11 protein-coding genes are annotated in these 16079 nt (G+C 63.7%); 5 read left to right on the forward strand and 6 right to left on the reverse strand.

What is annotated here, in order from left to right; translation table 11 throughout:
- Positions 1-14: 14 nt before the first annotated feature.
- Positions 15-521 (reverse strand): YciE/YciF ferroxidase family protein, encoded by a 507-nt coding sequence (locus tag F758_RS0125080; RefSeq protein ID WP_024510459.1) that lies wholly within the window; start codon positions 519-521, stop codon positions 15-17.
- Positions 522-909: 388 nt separating this feature from the next.
- Here F758_RS0125080 and F758_RS0125085 point away from each other — a divergent pair, with 388 nt between their 5' ends.
- Both F758_RS0125085 and F758_RS0125090 read left to right on the forward strand, forming a co-directional pair.
- A complete protein-coding gene (locus tag F758_RS0125085) occupies positions 910-2013 on the forward strand; it encodes a lysylphosphatidylglycerol synthase transmembrane domain-containing protein (protein ID WP_024510460.1) in 1104 nt (367 codons plus the stop codon).
- A gap of 66 nt (positions 2014-2079) precedes the next feature.
- Positions 2080-4041: an SGNH/GDSL hydrolase family protein gene (locus F758_RS0125090; protein ID WP_024510461.1), complete on the forward strand. Its 1962-nt coding sequence runs from the start codon at positions 2080-2082 to the stop codon at positions 4039-4041.
- A gap of 167 nt (positions 4042-4208) precedes the next feature.
- Here the strand turns inward: F758_RS0125090 and F758_RS0125095 are convergent, their stop codons facing one another.
- Complete coding sequence (locus F758_RS0125095) at positions 4209-4427, reverse strand: hypothetical protein (protein ID WP_024510462.1); 219 nt, start codon at positions 4425-4427, stop codon at positions 4209-4211.
- A gap of 416 nt (positions 4428-4843) precedes the next feature.
- On the opposite strand from F758_RS0125095, the gene F758_RS0125100 reads away from it, so the two are divergent.
- A complete protein-coding gene (locus tag F758_RS0125100) occupies positions 4844-6088 on the forward strand; it encodes an ABC transporter substrate-binding protein (protein ID WP_024510463.1) in 1245 nt (414 codons plus the stop codon).
- A 1041-nt stretch (positions 6089-7129) separates the two neighbouring features.
- On the opposite strand, the gene F758_RS0125105 is transcribed toward F758_RS0125100, so the two are convergent.
- Together F758_RS0125105 and F758_RS0125110 are read right to left on the reverse strand one after the other, a co-directional pair.
- The gene (locus tag F758_RS0125105; RefSeq protein WP_024510464.1) at positions 7130-7711 is read right to left on the reverse strand and encodes a DUF2147 domain-containing protein; all 582 of its coding nucleotides are present in this window, start codon (positions 7709-7711) and stop codon (positions 7130-7132) included.
- A 148-nt stretch (positions 7712-7859) separates the two neighbouring features.
- Positions 7860-8888 carry an NAD(P)/FAD-dependent oxidoreductase gene (locus tag F758_RS0125110; protein ID WP_024510465.1) on the reverse strand — a complete coding sequence of 343 codons (1029 nt, stop codon included), beginning with the start codon at positions 8886-8888 and terminating at the stop codon, positions 7860-7862.
- 193 nt (positions 8889-9081) lie between these two features.
- On the opposite strand from F758_RS0125110, the gene F758_RS0125115 reads away from it, so the two are divergent.
- Complete coding sequence (locus F758_RS0125115; RefSeq protein WP_024510466.1) at positions 9082-9549, forward strand: acyl-CoA thioesterase; 468 nt, start codon at positions 9082-9084, stop codon at positions 9547-9549.
- 8 nt (positions 9550-9557) lie between these two features.
- On the opposite strand, the gene F758_RS0125120 is transcribed toward F758_RS0125115, so the two are convergent.
- The gene (locus F758_RS0125120; protein WP_024510467.1) at positions 9558-9878 is read right to left on the reverse strand and encodes a 2Fe-2S iron-sulfur cluster-binding protein; all 321 of its coding nucleotides are present in this window, start codon (positions 9876-9878) and stop codon (positions 9558-9560) included.
- Positions 9879-9919: 41 nt separating this feature from the next.
- Entirely contained in the window at positions 9920-10327 is a 408-nt protein-coding gene (locus F758_RS0125125; protein WP_024510468.1) for an Hpt domain-containing protein, read from the reverse strand.
- 393 nt (positions 10328-10720) lie between these two features.
- Between F758_RS0125125 and F758_RS0125130 the strand changes: the two genes are divergently transcribed.
- Positions 10721-16072, forward strand: coding sequence for an apolipoprotein A-IV repeat region-like domain-containing protein (locus F758_RS0125130; protein ID WP_024510469.1), 5352 nt, complete (start codon positions 10721-10723; stop codon positions 16070-16072).
- The last annotated feature ends 7 nt before the right edge of the window (positions 16073-16079 follow it).

The raw sequence follows: 16079 nt of genomic DNA on the forward strand, positions 1-16079 counted from the left end.
TCTTTACCGAGAGATCAGCTCGCGGCGCGCAGGTTGACCTTGCCTTCGGCCAGCGACGTCAGCTTCTTGTCGGTTGCCTTCTCCTCGTCCAGCGTCTTCACCAGAATGCTGGCGCAATCGTTGCGGCCAAGCTGCTTGGCCCAGGCGATCAGGCTGCCATAGCGCGAGATCTCGTAGTGCTCGGCCGCTTGCGCGGCGTTGATCAGCGCGGCATCCAGCACCGCTTTGTCGGCGACTTCGCCGGCAGTTTCGTTGGCCTCCTTGATGATGCCGTCGATCGCAGGACAATCGATCCCCTTCACCTGGATACCGATCATCTGGAACACCTGCTCGAGCCGCTTCACATGCCCTTTGGTCTCATCGAGATGGGTCAGAAAGCCTTGCTTGAGCTGCTGTTCCGTTGCTTTTTCCGCCATTTTCGGCAGCGCGTTCACGAGCTGCTGTTCGGCATAATAGATGTCCTGCAGCTGGTGCACGAACAGGTCGTTCATGGTCTTGATGTCTCGGGTAAACAATCCCATTGCGCGGATCCTTCTGTTTGTCTGCGAACATTCGCGCGCAACGCCTCTCGCGCTCCCTCCCGCGCGCTTTGATGTTCTTGTTCTCGGTGACCTTGCGCTAACCGACGGATCGTGCGGATGTTCCGGGGAACGGCCAAAGAAGCCGGGGTTCGGAATGTGGAGAAGTAAGGGTATAACGTGCCTGCCTGTGACGCCTCGACGCGGCCAGCCTCGACACTTCCTACTGAGGACATATTTACCAGGCTTGGTTGACTTGAGCAGCGGAGAGCGAACCTGCCGTTGTCAAGGGCTGCACAAGACGCACTTTTTGTCTTAAGGGAACTAATCCCCTTCGACTGATGGTTTCGAGTGGTGGTAACCGACTTTTGCCGCCCTGCCGGGAGGATGAATGCAAGGACTGCTGACCGCGCTGGGGCACGGTTTCAAGAAATGGATCGGCTGGAAACGGCTCGGGATCGCGGCAAGCCTCTTCATCATTGCCTTTGCGATCACGACCCTGGTCCGGACGCTAAAAGGCGTCGACGCCGCCGTGATCCTGACGGCCCTGACGGAGATACCGAGCGGCCACATCGCCCTTGCGGCGCTGTGCGTGATCGGGGCGTTCTGTACGCTGACCTTCTATGACTTTTTTGCATTGCGAACGATTGGCAAGAAGCACGTGCCGTATCGGATCGCGGCGCTTTCCAGCTTCACGAGCTACTCGATCGGCCACAATATCGGCGCCACGGTCTTCACCGGCGGCGCGATCCGCTTCCGGATCTACTCGGATTACGGACTGAACGCGATCGACGTTGCCAAGATCTGCTTCCTGTCCGGTCTGACCTTCTGGCTCGGCAATGTCTTCGTCCTCGGCATTGGCATGGTGCTGCATCCATCCGCCGCCTCCGCCATGGACCAGTTGCCGGAAGCGGTCAATCGGCTGATCGGCGTCGGCGGCGTCCTCGCCATCTTCGCCTATCTCGGCTGGCTGGCACTTGGCGAGAACCGGCGCGAGCTCGGGCAAAACGGCTGGAAAGTCATATTGCCGTCGGCCCGGCTCACCCTCGTGCAGATTCTGATCGGCGTCGTCGACCTCACCTTCTGCGCCACCGCGATGTATCTGTTGATGCCGGCGCAGCCGCATATCGACTTCCTGTCGCTCGCCGTGGTGTTCATTCTGGCCACCCTGCTCGGCTTCGCCAGCCATGCGCCCGGCAGCATCGGCGTGTTTGACGCCGCGATGCTGGTCGCGCTGCCGCAATTCGGCCGGGAACAGCTCCTGGCGACCCTGCTGGTGTTTCGTGTTCTCTATTTCGTGATTCCCTTCGGCACCGCGATTTCGATAATGGGAGCGCGCGAGCTCTGGATGAACGTGGTGGTGCCTTGGCAGGAACGGCGCAGGCTGAACGGGACGTCGGCATCCTCCACTTCAAGGCCGCCGCCATCCGCTCCTTCCGCCAGGACCGCGGCCCCGGTGCCGCAGCGGGTCAAGCGGCTGAATTTGCGGGGCTGACACTCACGTCAACCTGGAGTTGGACGGAGCTCTTATTTCCGCCCCAACTGTACCATTAAACGCGCCATGCTTCGTTTTCTCCTTCGCGCCATCCTCACTGGGGCGGTGATCATGGGTGCGTTGGCACTTTCGCCCGTGCCGCAGCTACGGGCGCAGGGGCTGGTCACCGACGCCCCGATGCAGATCTCTTGGGAGGTGCGCAACCGCTTCCGCCTGTTCCGCGAGGAGCGCGATTTCCAGCTTCATGCCGAGGCGCTGCGTGACCGCAGCATTCTCGCTTCCGAAGATGCGCTCGAGCTGCAGAGCGATGGCCGCGGCTGGGCGCGCAACATGGTGAACCGGCTCTGCATCGACCAATTGGGTCGTGTCAGCGAGCCCTGCACGCGCGACAACGTCAAGGAAAGCTATCTCACGCCGATCGATCATGCGATCACGGTCCGCCTCACCGGCACGGTGCCGGTCGGCGCCACCTGCGCCTGGTCATTCGATGACGGCGACGGCCCGCAGCAATCGACTTTCGACTGCGCCGAGCCGGTCAATCTCCGCGTCCGCTATGGCCCCCAGACGGTGGCGACCGTGGACGTCGCCAGCGGGCAGGACGCCCCCCAGCGCGTCTCCACCGTGATCAAGGTGCGCGATATCCTGATCGCCGGCCTCGGCGACAGCATCGCGTCCGGCGAGGGCAATCCGGACCGCCCCGTTACGCTCGCCGACGAAGGCTTCTGCTTCCGCTACTATCTTGGCACGGCGGGACAGCAATATTACCGGCCGAGCCGAGCCGGCTACAAAGGCGGGCGCGCCTGCGAGGCGCCCGACACGCTCTCGAATTGGCAGCGGCACGCCGCGCTCTGGTTCAACCCGGCCTGCCATCGCTCGCTCTACAGCTACCAGACCCGCACCGCGCTGGCGCTCGCCGTGCAATACCCGCACATCGCGGTGACCTACCTGCCGCTCGCCTGCACCGGTGCGACCATTGCCAACGGCCTGTTCGGCAGCCAACGCGCCCGGGAATGTCCGCCGAACCGCTCGACCGCCACCTGCCAGACCGGCATCAATGGCCAGATCGCGGAATTGCGCGAGGCGCTCAGCGCCGCCCAACGCCGCCAGTCCGATCGCAAGCTCGACCTGGTGCTGCTCTCGATCGGCGCCAACGATATCTACTTCTCCGGCCTGGTCGCGGATGTGATCGTCGACACCGCAACGGAGCGCGAGCTGTTTCGCCGCATCGGCGTGATGGCGAGCATCGACGACTCGCGCTCGGCACTGGCGAGCGACCTGCCGCGCGGGTTTGCGAAACTTCGCGACGCGCTCAAGCCCCTGGTCGGCGATCTCTCGCATGTCATCTATACCGCCTATGCCAATCCGGCACTGGCTCAGGGCGGCACGCCTTGCCCTGGCGGCCGCGCCGGTTTCGACATTCACCCCTCCTTCAACGCCGATCCGCAGCGGCTCGCCGATGTCTCCGCCTATGTGCAAAATGAATTCCTGCCGCAGCTCAAGGCGCTCGCCACCTGCCAGTCGGGCGTGCTCTGCCGTGATCCCGCCGCCGACCGCATGACCTTCGTGGATGCGCATCAGGCCGCCTTCGCCGATCACGGCTTCTGCGCGCGCAGCGACAGCGATCCAGCTTTCGATCGCGCCTGCTTTTCGCCCAAGGGCGAGAGTTTCGATCCCGATATCGTCACCGCTCCGAACCAGCCGATGCTGTGCGGCCATAGCGCTGCGGAGTATCGCGCCTACCTGCCCCGCGCGCGCTGGATTCGTGATGCCGACGACAGCTACTTCGCGGCCATGACGTTCCCTCAGGGGTTGCCGTCATCGATGCAGCCGTCCGACATCCATGACGCGACCTGGGGCGTGTTGTCGGCGGTCTATGGCGGCGCCGTCCATCCCTCGGCCGAAGGTCACGCCGCCATGGCCGATGCCGCCCTGCCCGCAGCCGCTAGCGCGCTGCAGCTCGACGCCGTCGTGCCGGACGTGGTCTCGGAGCCGGCGGCCCCGGTCGCAATCGCGCCGGTGCAGCGGTAGCTCCGGATGTTGTTGGGTCGGTTCTGGCCGCGAACTCACCTGACGAAGCGACGCCCCGAGGGCCATCGCGGCAACCAAGCTCGATCGGCAGACAAGAAGAACTGGCGGCATAAAAAATACCGCCGCTTGAGCGGCGGCTGTCAGTATCAGACGTCTGAAAGCGCGAGCTAGTAGCCTTTCTTCGTGCTTGAGCCAGTGGTCTGACCCGGCTGGGGAGCGCCCTGTTGCCCCATTCCCTTGGCTTGCGTCGACGCGCCCGTATGTGCCCTCTTGGCGCTCTTGGCGTGCATCTGGTGCGCCGTCTTGCCCGACGTCCCCATTGCAAGGGCGGCAGGCGATGCGGTGATGAGCGCAGCCGCCGAAAGTGCGATGATCAAAGATTTCATGTCAGTTCTCCTCCTTAAGGATGAGACAATGATCAACGAGCGGCGGCCAGAGCCGTTCCATGAACGGTTGTTCATCATCGACTCCGCAATGCGAAGAGATACGCGTGAAGCACAGGTCACCACGGGACCGCGTATTCATCCGGCGCCGCGGCAAGCGAGCTCTGAGCTGTTGCATTCCTTCCCCCCTCACCGTGGAGACAAAGGCGGATTTCATCGGCCCTTTCCATAAACAACCACGCCGAAGCGAAGCCACAGGCCGCACTCGCGGATGGACGCATTCCACGCATGGCCCGCAACCGGACATTGGCAAATGGACGGCTTCCCAAACCGCGCCCGCGCGGCGTAGGCTTGCGGTGCGGCACGGTTCATTGTCGGGCCGCGAACTTACAAAAGAAAAATCGTCAAGGGAGAAACCGATGAATCGATCCACCCGCATGGCGCGGCTCAGTTCCGGCCTGCTTGCCGCCACCGCGATTTGGCTTGCGGCCCCCGCTCATGCCCAGTCCGGCGAGCCGATCAAGATCGGCGTGATTGCCGAAGTGCAGTCGATCGCCGGCGCGGCCACACCCGGCGGCGCGCAGATCGCCGCCGACGAGATCAACGCCAAGGGCGGCATCTTGGGGCGCAAGATCGAGATCGTGACTTACGACAATCACTCGTCCTCGGCAGATTCCGTGCGCGCCTTTCAGCGCGCCGCCAATGAGGACAAGGTGAGCGCCGTCATCGCGAGCTACATCAGCGAGGTGGTGCTCGCGTTGGAGCCCTGGTCGGCGCGGCTGAAGCTGCCGCTGATCACGCCGGGCGCCGCATCCAACGAAATCACCAAGGCGATCCATAATGATTACGACAAGTACAAATACGTTTTTCACGGTTATTTGACGTCGGCGGCGCAGGCGCAATTGGTGTGCGATGCGGCCAAGGATCTTTTGGTCGATAATCTCAAATTCAAGAGCGCCGCGATCATGAGCGAGGACGCGGCCTGGACCAAGCCGCTCGACATCGGTTACGAGGCCTGCCTGCCGAAGGCGGGACTGAAGGTGGTCGAGCACGTCCGCTTCTCGCCCGACACCACCGACTTCACGCCGATCTTCAACAACATCGAGAACAAGAAGCCGGATGTGATCGTCACCGGCATCTCGCATGTCGGCGTGCAGCCCACCGTGCAATGGAAGAACCAGCAGGTGCCGGTCCCGATGTTCGGCATCAGCGCGCAGGCGCTGAGCCCGACCTTCTGGAAGGACACCAATGGCGCAGCCGAAGGCGTGCCGTCGCTCGCGGTCGCGACGCCTGATGTCGCGGTGACCCCCAAGACAAAGCCGTTTGCAGCGGCCTTCAAGGCGAAGTTCGGCACGCCGCCGGCCTATACCGGCTACACGGCTTACGACGACGTCTACATCATCGCCGAAGCGATTCAGCGCGCCGGCTCCACCGATCCCGACAAGGTGGTGGCGGAGATGGAGAAGACCAATTTCGAAGGCACCATCGGCCGCATCGCATTCTACGGCAAGGACGACGAGTTCACCCATGGCATCAAGTCGGGCCCGGGCTACGTGACGGGTCTCGTCTTCCAGTGGCAGAGCGAGAAGCAGGTCACGGTCTGGCCGAAGGCGATCGCGGAAGGAAAGCTAAAGTTCCCGGACTTCGTGAAGCTGTCGCAGTAAGGCGCAGCTACTCTCAACTCCTCATGGCCGGGCTCGCCGCACCCGCCGAAGCCTTAGCGTAGGCGGGTCCCGGCCATCCGCGTTGCTTGACACGGTCATTCCGGGGTGCCTCGAAGAGGCCAACCCGGAATCTCGAGATTCTCAGGTGCGCAATTGCGCACCATAGTTCGATGCTTCGCATCGCCCCGGCGGAATGGCAGGAGTGTCTGGATGCCTCGGCAAGTCGGCGTTTGCGCCGCGCCAAGTGCTTTTGCCCGCCGGGCGAATCTGTTCAATTGTCTCTGCGGTACATCACTCGCGCGGCTCAAAACGCCTTTAAAGCGCTTGCGCGCAAAAACTGATTTCGTGAGCCGCTTCAAGCTGATTTGGCCTGTCCAGATCTGCGAGCCAAAATATTCTTCTTTCGTTTTTTTCAGAAATTGATGATTACTCCCGGCCGTTCCGCGCCGACATGAGGGGCGTTACGCGTCGTCACGAACGTGGAGCGGAATGCGGTGGCCGCGACGGTGCTGAGAGACGTGCAGCATCCTTTGCGGACGGCGAAGTCGTGTGGTCCTGGCGCNCCCATGCAGGCGCTAAGGTCGCGACGATGCGGTCAAGCATCACGCGAACCGACGGTGGCAATCAAGCCTGGTTCACCGAGGAGAGCCCGAAGTAAGCCGTAAAGCCACTGCGCAGGGAAGGCCGGGATGTATCCGCCTGTACCTGTGGTCAACGCGCGCCTCGCGCAACTCTTTTTGCGCGTGGGCCGTGGGTGCAGCGGGCACCCGGTCTTCCCTGCGCCCTCTATTTCTTGGAGGGACATGTTTCTGGCAAAGCTCGGGCGCGAGGCGTCGCGAGAACAAGAGGTCGTGTCGACATTCTCACGTGGTCATCCTTCGAGACGCAGTCCCGACGGCGCCGCTCTCAGGATGAGGTCGTCATCCGCGGCGTGCTATCAAATCCTCATGGTGAGGGGGCGCAACGTGCCGTCTCAAACCATGAGGCTCAACAGGCGCCGCAATGACCAGATTGTTCCAAGCCTGATCGGAATCGTAACCGCTAATGCGTCGGCGCCATCTTCTTTCCGACCGCGACTGCCGGCGGCTTCATCGCGGCGGTCGCCTGGGCCGGCAGATATTTCGCGATAATGGCGGGATCGATCTGCGCCATCGCCGTGTCAGGCAGGCGGTACCAGGTCTCGTCCTTGCCAAACAGCTCAATGCCGAGATAGCCGCGCATGGTGAGTTCCTGGCCGTCGGGACTCAAGGTCATCTTGGCGTGATAGATACTGCCGTCGCGCGGATCGAGCACGTTGCCGTTCTCATATTTGAGGCCATTGCGCTTCATGTCGCGGATGAAGGAGATCCCGAGCACCGGCGCGTTCTTGCGATCATCGGTGCATTTGGAGCAGGTCTCATGCACCTCGGCGCCCGGCTTCGGGAACGCCTTCGCGATCACGCCTTCGAAGACGCCGTTATGGTCAACGAAGAGAACGTAGATCACGGGCTTGCCGTTTTCGATCTTCTGCCACAGGCCGGCAGCGGTAGGCTCCGCCTGAGCCGGGAAGGCGCCGGCGGCGAGCATGGCGAGCGCAAAAGCGGACGCCAGCAGCAGTCGAGATGTGGAGAGCACGTTACGCATCATCATCGTCTCACCTTGACCAATCCACAAATTGAAGCGGCGGCCTTCAATGGTCGCAGACTACGGCCATTTCGAGGAGGGTTCCAGTGCCGCGCCGGAACCTTTCGATGATGTAATGTGCGAGCAGCGCATCAGAATTCGGTTGGATTCAGCCCACGCCGAGCTTCTTCTGCAGGCTCGACGACGAGGTGGTGTATTGGAACACCAGCCGCTTGTCCGGAAACACGTAGCGGTGGGCCTTCTGCGCCATCAGCGCGCCCTCGTGGAAGCCGCAAAGGATCAGCTTCAGCTTGCCCGGATAGGTGTTGATGTCGCCGATGGCGAAAATGCCGGGCACGCTGGTTTCGAAGGCCGAGGTCTCGACCGGAATGAGATTGTTCTCGAGCTCGAGCCCCCAATCGGCAACCGGGCCGAGCTTCATGGTCAGGCCGAAGAACGGCAGCATGGTATCGCAAGCAATCTGTTCGACCGAGTTGTCGTTGCCCTTGATGGTGGCGCCGGCAAGCCTGCCGCCGTCGCCTTGCAGCGCAGTCACCTGGCCGATCTTGAGCTGCATCTTGCCCGCAGCAACGAGCGCGCGCATCTGCTCGACGCTGTGCGGCGCCGCGCGGAATTCATCGCGCCGGTGCAACAGCGTGATGCGTTTCGCGATCGGATGCAGATTGAGCGTCCAGTCCAGCGCGGAGTCGCCGCCGCCGACGATCAGGATATCCTTGTCGCGAAACTGCTCCATCTTGCGCACCGAATAGAACACCGAGGTGCCCTCATAGGCCTCGATGCCCGGCACCGGCGGACGCTTCGGCTGGAACGAGCCGCCGCCGGCCGCGACCGCGATCACCTTGCACTCGAACACCTTGCCGGCATCGGTAGTGACGCGGAAAGCGGGATCGCCGATCTTCTCGACCTTCTCCACCATCTCGCCGAGATGGAAGGTCGGATGGAACGGCTTGATCTGCTCCATCAACGCATCGGTGAGCCCCTGCCCCGTGACGAAGGGGATGCCGGGGACGTCGTAGATCGGCTTCTCCGGATAGAGCTCGGCGCACTGCCCGCCGACCTTGTCGAGAATGTCGATGAGGTGCGCCTTCATGTCGAGGAGGCCCAGTTCGAACACGGCGAACAGTCCGCAAGGACCCGCGCCAATGATCAGGACATCGGTTTTGATCGCGTCGCTCATATCGCTTCTTTTCGGTTGGGCCGCGCTCGGAATGGATGCCGGGCAGGCTTATCGGGAAGGTTGGAGCCTCGATTGTCTAGCCAACACCCGCCTCCCAGGAAAGGCATAAATGCCGTCCCCGCCTGCCGGCAACCCACTTGCTGGGGTTGGATAACTCGGCTGTAAGAGCCGCAAAATGACGGAGATCAATGAAGTGAACGCGCCAAGCCGCCTCGATTCGACGCCTCGCCTGGAGGATTTCCCCTATCGGCTGACCGACAATGTGCGTTTCGCCGATCTCGACCCCAACCAGCACGTCAACAATGCGGTCTATGCCACCTATTTCGAAACCGGCCGCGTCACACTGATGAAGGACCGCTCCTACGGTCTGATGCCGGACGGGCTCGCCTGGATCATGGTCCGGCTCGACATCCACTTTCGCGCCGAGCTGCGCTGGCCGAACCGGATCGAGCTTGGGCTTGGGGTTGCAAAATTCGGCCGCACCTCCGTGACTTTCGACCAGGTGGTGTTCAGCGAAGGCAAATGCGTCGCCTCGGCGCAGGCCGTGACGGTGCTGATCGACGAGAAGACGCGCAAGCCGACGCCGCTGACGGCGGGGATCGTCAGGAATTTTCAGCCCTGGCTGCGGCGCGGCGTCGAGATCGTGCAGCCGGAGCTCTAGCCGTCGTGTTAGGCCTGCCGCTCCGGCGTCGTCACGACGAGCCCGTCGATCTCATCGCTGACCTTGATCTGGCAGGACAGGCGCGAGTTCGGCCGCACGTCGAAGCCGAAATCCAGCATGTCCTCTTCCATCGGCGAGGGCGGACCGACCTTCTCGCGCCAGGCTTCGTCGACATAGACATGGCAGGTCGCGCAGGCGCAGGCGCCGCCGCATTCGGCTTCGATCCCCGGGATGCCGTTGCGGATGGCCGCCTCCATCACGGTTGCGCCGTTCTCGATTTCGACAGTGCGTTTCTCGCCGTTATGGTCGACAAAGGTAATCTTGGCCATGATTGCTCGTGCTGCCAGGGGTCAATGAGGTCCGGGCAGTCCTATAACGGGTCGTTCCGGTCCGCGCTAGCCGAGGAGGACGCTAAAATCGCCTCGATCGAGGCGCGCGCCTCTGCGACCGCATGGTCGAGTGCGGTCAGCGGTTGGGCCGGGTCGTCGCCGGTTCGGATCGCCGCCTCCAGGGCCGCCGCGCAAGCGGCGACACGACACGCGCCGATCGCGCGCGCCGAACCTTTCAGCGTATGCGCGAGCGCGGCAGCGTCCGCGGGCCGTGTGGCCAGCCTGGTCAGCAGTTGCGCGGTCTGCTGCAAGAACATCGCAAGCACCTCGCGCTCGAGCCCCGCATCGGAGAGCGTCATCCGCTTAAGATGCGCGACGTCGATCGGATCGTCGCTGGGCGCGAGCGGCGGGGATGGGATCTGGTCGATCCGCGGCGGCGAAAGCGGCATGATGGGCCTCGAACAAGATCCGCCCGGTCCCCGCCCGGAACGGACTTGGCGAAAGCCAAACATGGCAATCGTTAACTGTGGGTTTCGCCACGCGCCCCGCGACTGCCCCGGTTTTGACCAAAAGCCGCCGCAATCCGCCTTGGGGGTGTTAGGAAGTCCGAAGACCTTTAGGAAGTTATGGCTAATTGCTGTTAACGATGATTAAGATTGTATTAATCACGGCCATTTCTTTCGCCTCGCTCAGCCAATAGGATGCGCGCCCAACACAGTGGACAAGCCGGCCGCCGGCCGCGCTTTGGTGCCGCGCGAAGCGTATTACCGTCCCGGGGGCTTGCAAGGGGCGCTTAAGCAGGCTCGCCGGACGCGTCCAGTAGATGAGGGCTCAGACTGAACATGGCAAACAACCCCAAGAAGGTCAAAGACCCCACCGAAGTCGCGCTTTCTGCCATTCAGGAAGCCTTAAATATTAACGATACCGACAAACCGGACGATTCACGCGCCCCCGCCCGCACCGAGGCGGACCAAGCGGTCCAGGCGGGGGCGCCCCCCTTCCCCGAGGGCGGCCTCGACCCGCGCCCAAGCACCGACCGAGCGGCCTTCGAGCCGATGGAGGAGGTGCGCCAGCCCCGCCGTCCGGCCAATGACGACCGCGAGACCATCGGGCAGATCCTGCAGGCCATCCAGAAGGGCCGGCCCGGGCGCAGCGCCTACACGCTCGCCACCATATTCGCGAGTGTCTGGGTCGTCGGCTGCGGATTGTTGACGTTCAGCTTCCTGCCCTCGCTGCATGCCGCGATCGGCCAGGGCTCCACCGGGGTATTGATTCTGGCGGGACTCGCGGCCCTGTTCTTTGCGCCTGTCCTGTTGGTCTATTTCCTCGCGACCCTTGCCTGGCGCGGCCAGGAACTGCGGATGATCGCGCAATCCATGGCGCAGGTCGCGATCCGCTTCTCAGAACCTGAGGGCACGACGAGCGACTCCATGGTCACCGTCGGCCAGGCCATTCGCCGCGAAGTCGCCGCCATGGGCGATGGCATCGAGCGCGCGATCGCGCGCGCCGGCGAGTTGGAGACTCTCGTCGCCAATGAAGTCGCCGCGCTCGAGCGCGCCTACAGCGACAATGAAGTGCGCATTCGCGCGCTGTTGCAGGACATCGCGCATCAGCGTGACAATCTGGTCGGCCAGGCCGAGCAGGTGCGCAGCGCCATCTCCGGCGTGCAGATCGATTTGCGCCACGACATCGCGCTGATCTCGGATGCCATCGCCGCGCGCGTCGACGAGGTCGCCAAGAGCATCACCGGCGCGCTGGAGGAACGGGGCGCGCACATTACGGCAGCGCTGAGCAATGCCGGCGACAACATGATCCTGGCGCTCGGCGAGCGCGGCGGCGACCTGCTCGACCGGCTCGAGGAAGCAAGCGCGGAAACAACGCGCGCGGTGCTCGACGCGAGCGAGCGGCTCACCACCAGCCTGAATTTCAAGACCGGCCACGTGCACGACGAGTTCGTCGACCTTGCCGACCGCGTCCACGACATGCTGAACGAGCGGATCGACCGCATTGCGGCCGAGTTCGAGCAACGCTCGTCCGCCGTGATCGACGGCATCTCGGAACGTACCGAGCAGGTTCACGATTCGCTGAAGAACTCCGGCGACTCCCTGCTTCTGGAACTGGAACTGCGCAGCAGCGATCTGGTGAGCAAGATCGACGATGCCGGCCAGCGACTCGCGGGCCATGTCGTCTCCAGCGGCGAAAAGGCAAGCGAAGCACTCGACGCCACCGTCAATGCGCTGGTTGCCAAGGTGGTGAGCCAGAGCGAGAGCGCGCATGATAGCCTCTCGCTGCAGATGAGCGCGTTCGACGAGCTGATGAAGAACCAGGGCGCGGAGCTCGCGGAGAAATTCGCTCGGGATAGCGGCGCGCTGGGCGCGCTGATCACGCGTCACATCTCCGAGTTCGACCGCACGGTCAAAACCTTCGGCGGCGAGATCGTCGAACGCATCGGCCAGCGTACGCAGGACATTTCCGAATCGCTCAAGAACTATGTCGATAATCTCGACACACGCGTGAGTTCCAGCGGCGGCGAGATCACCGCTGCCATGGATCAGCGCCTGACGCAGTTCGAGACCGGCATCGAGAGCCGTGTTGCAAGCCTCCACAACTGGCTCGACAACAAGATCACCCACTTCGATACGTCTTTGGACGGCAAGATTGCGCAGCTCGACGGCTCGCTCGACGCCAAGTTCACGAGCTTCGACAGGTCGCTGGACAGCAAGATCAAATCGTTCGATGTCACCGTCGACGGACGCCTGAAGCTGCTCGAGCAGTCCTTCGATTCGCGCGCGCAATCCGTGACCGAGACCATAGACAGCCGCATCGGCCTGCTGTCCTCGTCGATGACCGACGGCGCCGCCCAGGTGATTTATTCGATCGACTCCCGCCTGAGCAACCTCACCTCCTCGCTGACCTCCGGAACGGCGCAGGCGATCGAAGCCATCGACCGGCGGATCAACAGCATCTCCGAAACGATCGACGGCCGCAGCGCGCAGCTCACCGACACGGTAGGCGCACGCTTCCAGGAAATCCGTGATGCCATCGAGACCAGGGTCGGTGCGATCGCGGGCGACATCGACATGCGCGTGGCGCAGTTCGAAGATCTGCTCGGTTCACGCGTCGAGGCCGTGGCCGGCCGGATCGAGACCAGCGGCCGTCACGCAAGCGAGGAGCTGACGGCGCGCGCGGAGATGCTGTCCACCAGCATCAAGTCACATGTCGAGGATGCCGAGCGCTCGCTGACCAATCTCGTAGTCAATACCAGCGAGACGATCCAGACCGGCGCCCGCGCCGCCCAGCAATCGCTGCTCACGGTTTCCTCCGACGTCGGAGCCCAACTGAAACTGACCTCCTCCGAGGTCGAACGGGCGCTGACCGCGATCGGCACCGGGGCCGCGACCTCGATCCTCAGCAGCGCACGCGAGGCGCAATCGACCTTGGTCACAGCTTCGGGCGACGCCGCGAACCAGATCAAGACGCTGTCGATGGATATCGAGCGGACGCTGTCCGCGGCGGGCTCGACGACCGCAGCGACCATTCTCGCCGGGGCACGCGAGGCGCAGACCACGCTCGTCACCAGCTCCGCGGACGCCGCCAATCACGTCAAATCGCTCACCGCCGACGTCCAGCGCTCGCTTACGGCGGCGGGAACCACCACCGCAGAGGCCATCTCAACGAGCGCGCGCGAGGCGCATTCCGCGCTGATCACCGCCTCGTCGGAAGCTACCAACCACGTCAAGGCTTTGACGGCCGATGTCCAGCGCTCGCTGAGCACGGCGGGAACGAGCACCGCGGAAGCCATCTCCTCGAGCGCGCGCGAAGCCCAGGCGACGCTTATCGCAGCCTCGTCGGAGGCCGCCAACCACGTCAAGACGCTCACGGCCGATGTGCAGCGTGCGCTGACCGTGGTGGGAACCACCGCTGCCGAGGCCATCACCGGCGGCGCACGGGAAGCACAGACGATCCTGGTCAACGCCTCTTCGGAAGCCGCCGATCACGTCAAATCGCTCGCGGTGGATGTCGAGCGCACCCTCTCCACGGTCGGCACGGAAACTGCGGCATCCATTCTCAACAGTGCCCGCGAGGCGCAGAGCTCGCTCACGGCCACCTCGGCGGATGCGGCAACCCAGATCAAGGCCATTTCCTCGGAAATGGAGCGCGTGCTAGGCGCGGCCACGGCCAACAGTGCCGACAGCATCCAGACCAGCACGCTGAACGCGCAGAACTCGCTCATCGCCGCTTCCAACGAGGTCAGCGTGCGGATGAAGTCGACGTCGGCGGAAATCGAGCGTTCGGTTCTTGCTGCCGGCGCTTCCTTCGGTTCGGTGATGACCGGAAAGACCGACGAGATCGTCAGCTACGTTCAGCAGCAGTCCGATCGCCTGTCGCAGATCATCGACGCCAAGCGCGGCCTGCTGGTCGAAGCCATTGCCGGCAAGACCAATCAGCTTGCGCTCGAGATCGATCGCGTCACGTCGGATGCGTTGAAGTCGATCGAGACGCGCGGCCATTCCTTCTCGCAGTCAGTGATGGGCAACGGCGCCGAGATTGCGCGCACCATCACCTCCGCTGGCGAGCTGGCGACCAATGCGCTCAACAAGTCCCTGAAGGACCTCGAACAGGCCTCGCGGGCGGCGATCGATCAATCGCGCCAGGTTTCGATCGCGGCCGTGAGCGAGATGCAGGAAACCAGCAAGATGCTGCGCACCGACACGGTCGCGCTGTTCGAGCGGCTGCGCGAAGGCAACATCCTGCTGCAGGAGGTCCTGACCGGTGCCCACGACAACCTCAACTCGCTGGAGCGCGCGCTGGTGACGCGGGTGGCCGACTTCGTCTCGGCCATGAACGACGTCACCGCGCAGAATGGCACCGCGACGCAGACGCTGGAAGATCAGCTCAACGTCTTCAACGAGAAGACATCGAGAGCGCTGCAGGACCTCGGCGCCCTCTCCAGCCAGTTCGACGCCCATGGGCGGGCGTTGATGGAGGCCGCGGCGGTGGTCGAGCAAAGCAACCGCAGCGCAACAGGCTCTATCGCCGAACGCAAGGCTACGCTGGAATCGCTGGTCACGACCATCGATCTGCGCACCGCCGACCTCGATCAGCGGCTCTCGCGCTTCACCAGCCTTTTGGATGAATCACTGGCGGCCGCCGAAGAGCGCGCGCGCGACATCGCGCGAGTGGTGGCGGAGACGGCCGGCGCGGGCTCGGCTGCTATCACGCGGCAGTTCGAGGCGGTGCGCCAGGCCTCCGAAGAGGAGCACCGCCAGACCATCGAAGCCATGCACGATATCTACCGGACGACCACGGAAGAAGCGGACTCCATGTTCAAGCAGTCCGCGGAGAAATTCGCCAACCTGGTCGCCAGCATGAAGCAGATGGCGGCCGAGATGCACAACGAACTCGAAGCCACGCGCAACGAGCTGCGACGGGGCGTGCTGGAGATGCCGCAGGAGGCTGCCGAGAGCACCGCGCAGATGCGCAAGGTGATCGTCGACCAGATCGAGGCTCTAGCGGAGCTCAATCGGATCGTTGCTCAACACGGCCGCGGGCTCGACGTGGTCAGCCAAAGCCGGCCCGCGACAGTGCAGCGGCAGGACGAGCCGATGGTTGCAGCCGCCGGCAGCCGAAGCGAGGTGAGGATGCGCGATGCCGGAAGCGCCTCCACGCTGCCGCCGCCGGACCTTGGGATGACCCCCTCGCGCCGCACCGAGGCCCCGCCGGTCAGCCCTGCGATCTCGGATCAGGGGCGCGACGGCTGGCTCTCCGAGCTTCTGAACCGCGCCGACAATACCGCAGCGCCCAGCCGCGACATTCCGCGCAGCCGTGCGCCGCAACCCCAGCAAAGTGGCGGCGGCAATCCGTTGGAGTCGCTGTCGCTCGACATCGGGCGCCTGATGGACCGCAATCTCGCCGCCGATATGTGGGATCGCTACCAGCGCGGCGAGAGCAAGGTGTTCACCAAGCGCCTCTATACGCCGGCGGGTCAGAAGGCGTTCGACGAGGTTGCCCGCAAATATCGGGCCGACCGCAGCTTCAAGCAGACGGTCGACCGTTACATCGCCGAGTTCGAGCGGCTGCTTGATGACGTAGCTCGCGAGGATCGCAATCCGCAGGCGCTGCGCGGCCACCTCACCTCGGACACCGGGCTGGTCTACACCCTCCTCGCGCACGCCGCGGGACGGCTGGGCTGAGCGCGGA

Source organism: Bradyrhizobium sp. ARR65, from assembly GCF_000472385.1.
Taxonomy (GTDB): domain Bacteria; phylum Pseudomonadota; class Alphaproteobacteria; order Rhizobiales; family Xanthobacteraceae; genus Bradyrhizobium.

Bases quoted from the DNA above. Each gene is read 5' to 3' on its own strand.
- F758_RS0125080 (WP_024510459.1), bottom strand. From the start codon at position 521: ATGGGATTGTTTACCCGAGACATCAAGACCATGAACGACCTGTTCGTG.
- F758_RS0125130 (WP_024510469.1), top strand. From the start codon at position 10,721: ATGGCAAACAACCCCAAGAAGGTCAAAGACCCCACCGAAGTCGCGCTT.
- F758_RS0125095 (WP_024510462.1), bottom strand. From the start codon at position 4,427: ATGAAATCTTTGATCATCGCACTTTCGGCGGCTGCGCTCATCACCGCA.
- F758_RS0125085 (WP_024510460.1), top strand. From the start codon at position 910: ATGCAAGGACTGCTGACCGCGCTGGGGCACGGTTTCAAGAAATGGATC.
- F758_RS0125105 (WP_024510464.1), bottom strand. From the start codon at position 7,711: ATGCGTAACGTGCTCTCCACATCTCGACTGCTGCTGGCGTCCGCTTTT.
- F758_RS0125090 (WP_024510461.1), top strand. From the start codon at position 2,080: ATGCTTCGTTTTCTCCTTCGCGCCATCCTCACTGGGGCGGTGATCATG.
- F758_RS0125120 (WP_024510467.1), bottom strand. From the start codon at position 9,878: ATGGCCAAGATTACCTTTGTCGACCATAACGGCGAGAAACGCACTGTC.
- F758_RS0125110 (WP_024510465.1), bottom strand. From the start codon at position 8,888: ATGAGCGACGCGATCAAAACCGATGTCCTGATCATTGGCGCGGGTCCT.
- F758_RS0125125 (WP_024510468.1), bottom strand. From the start codon at position 10,327: ATGCCGCTTTCGCCGCCGCGGATCGACCAGATCCCATCCCCGCCGCTC.
- F758_RS0125100 (WP_024510463.1), top strand. From the start codon at position 4,844: ATGAATCGATCCACCCGCATGGCGCGGCTCAGTTCCGGCCTGCTTGCC.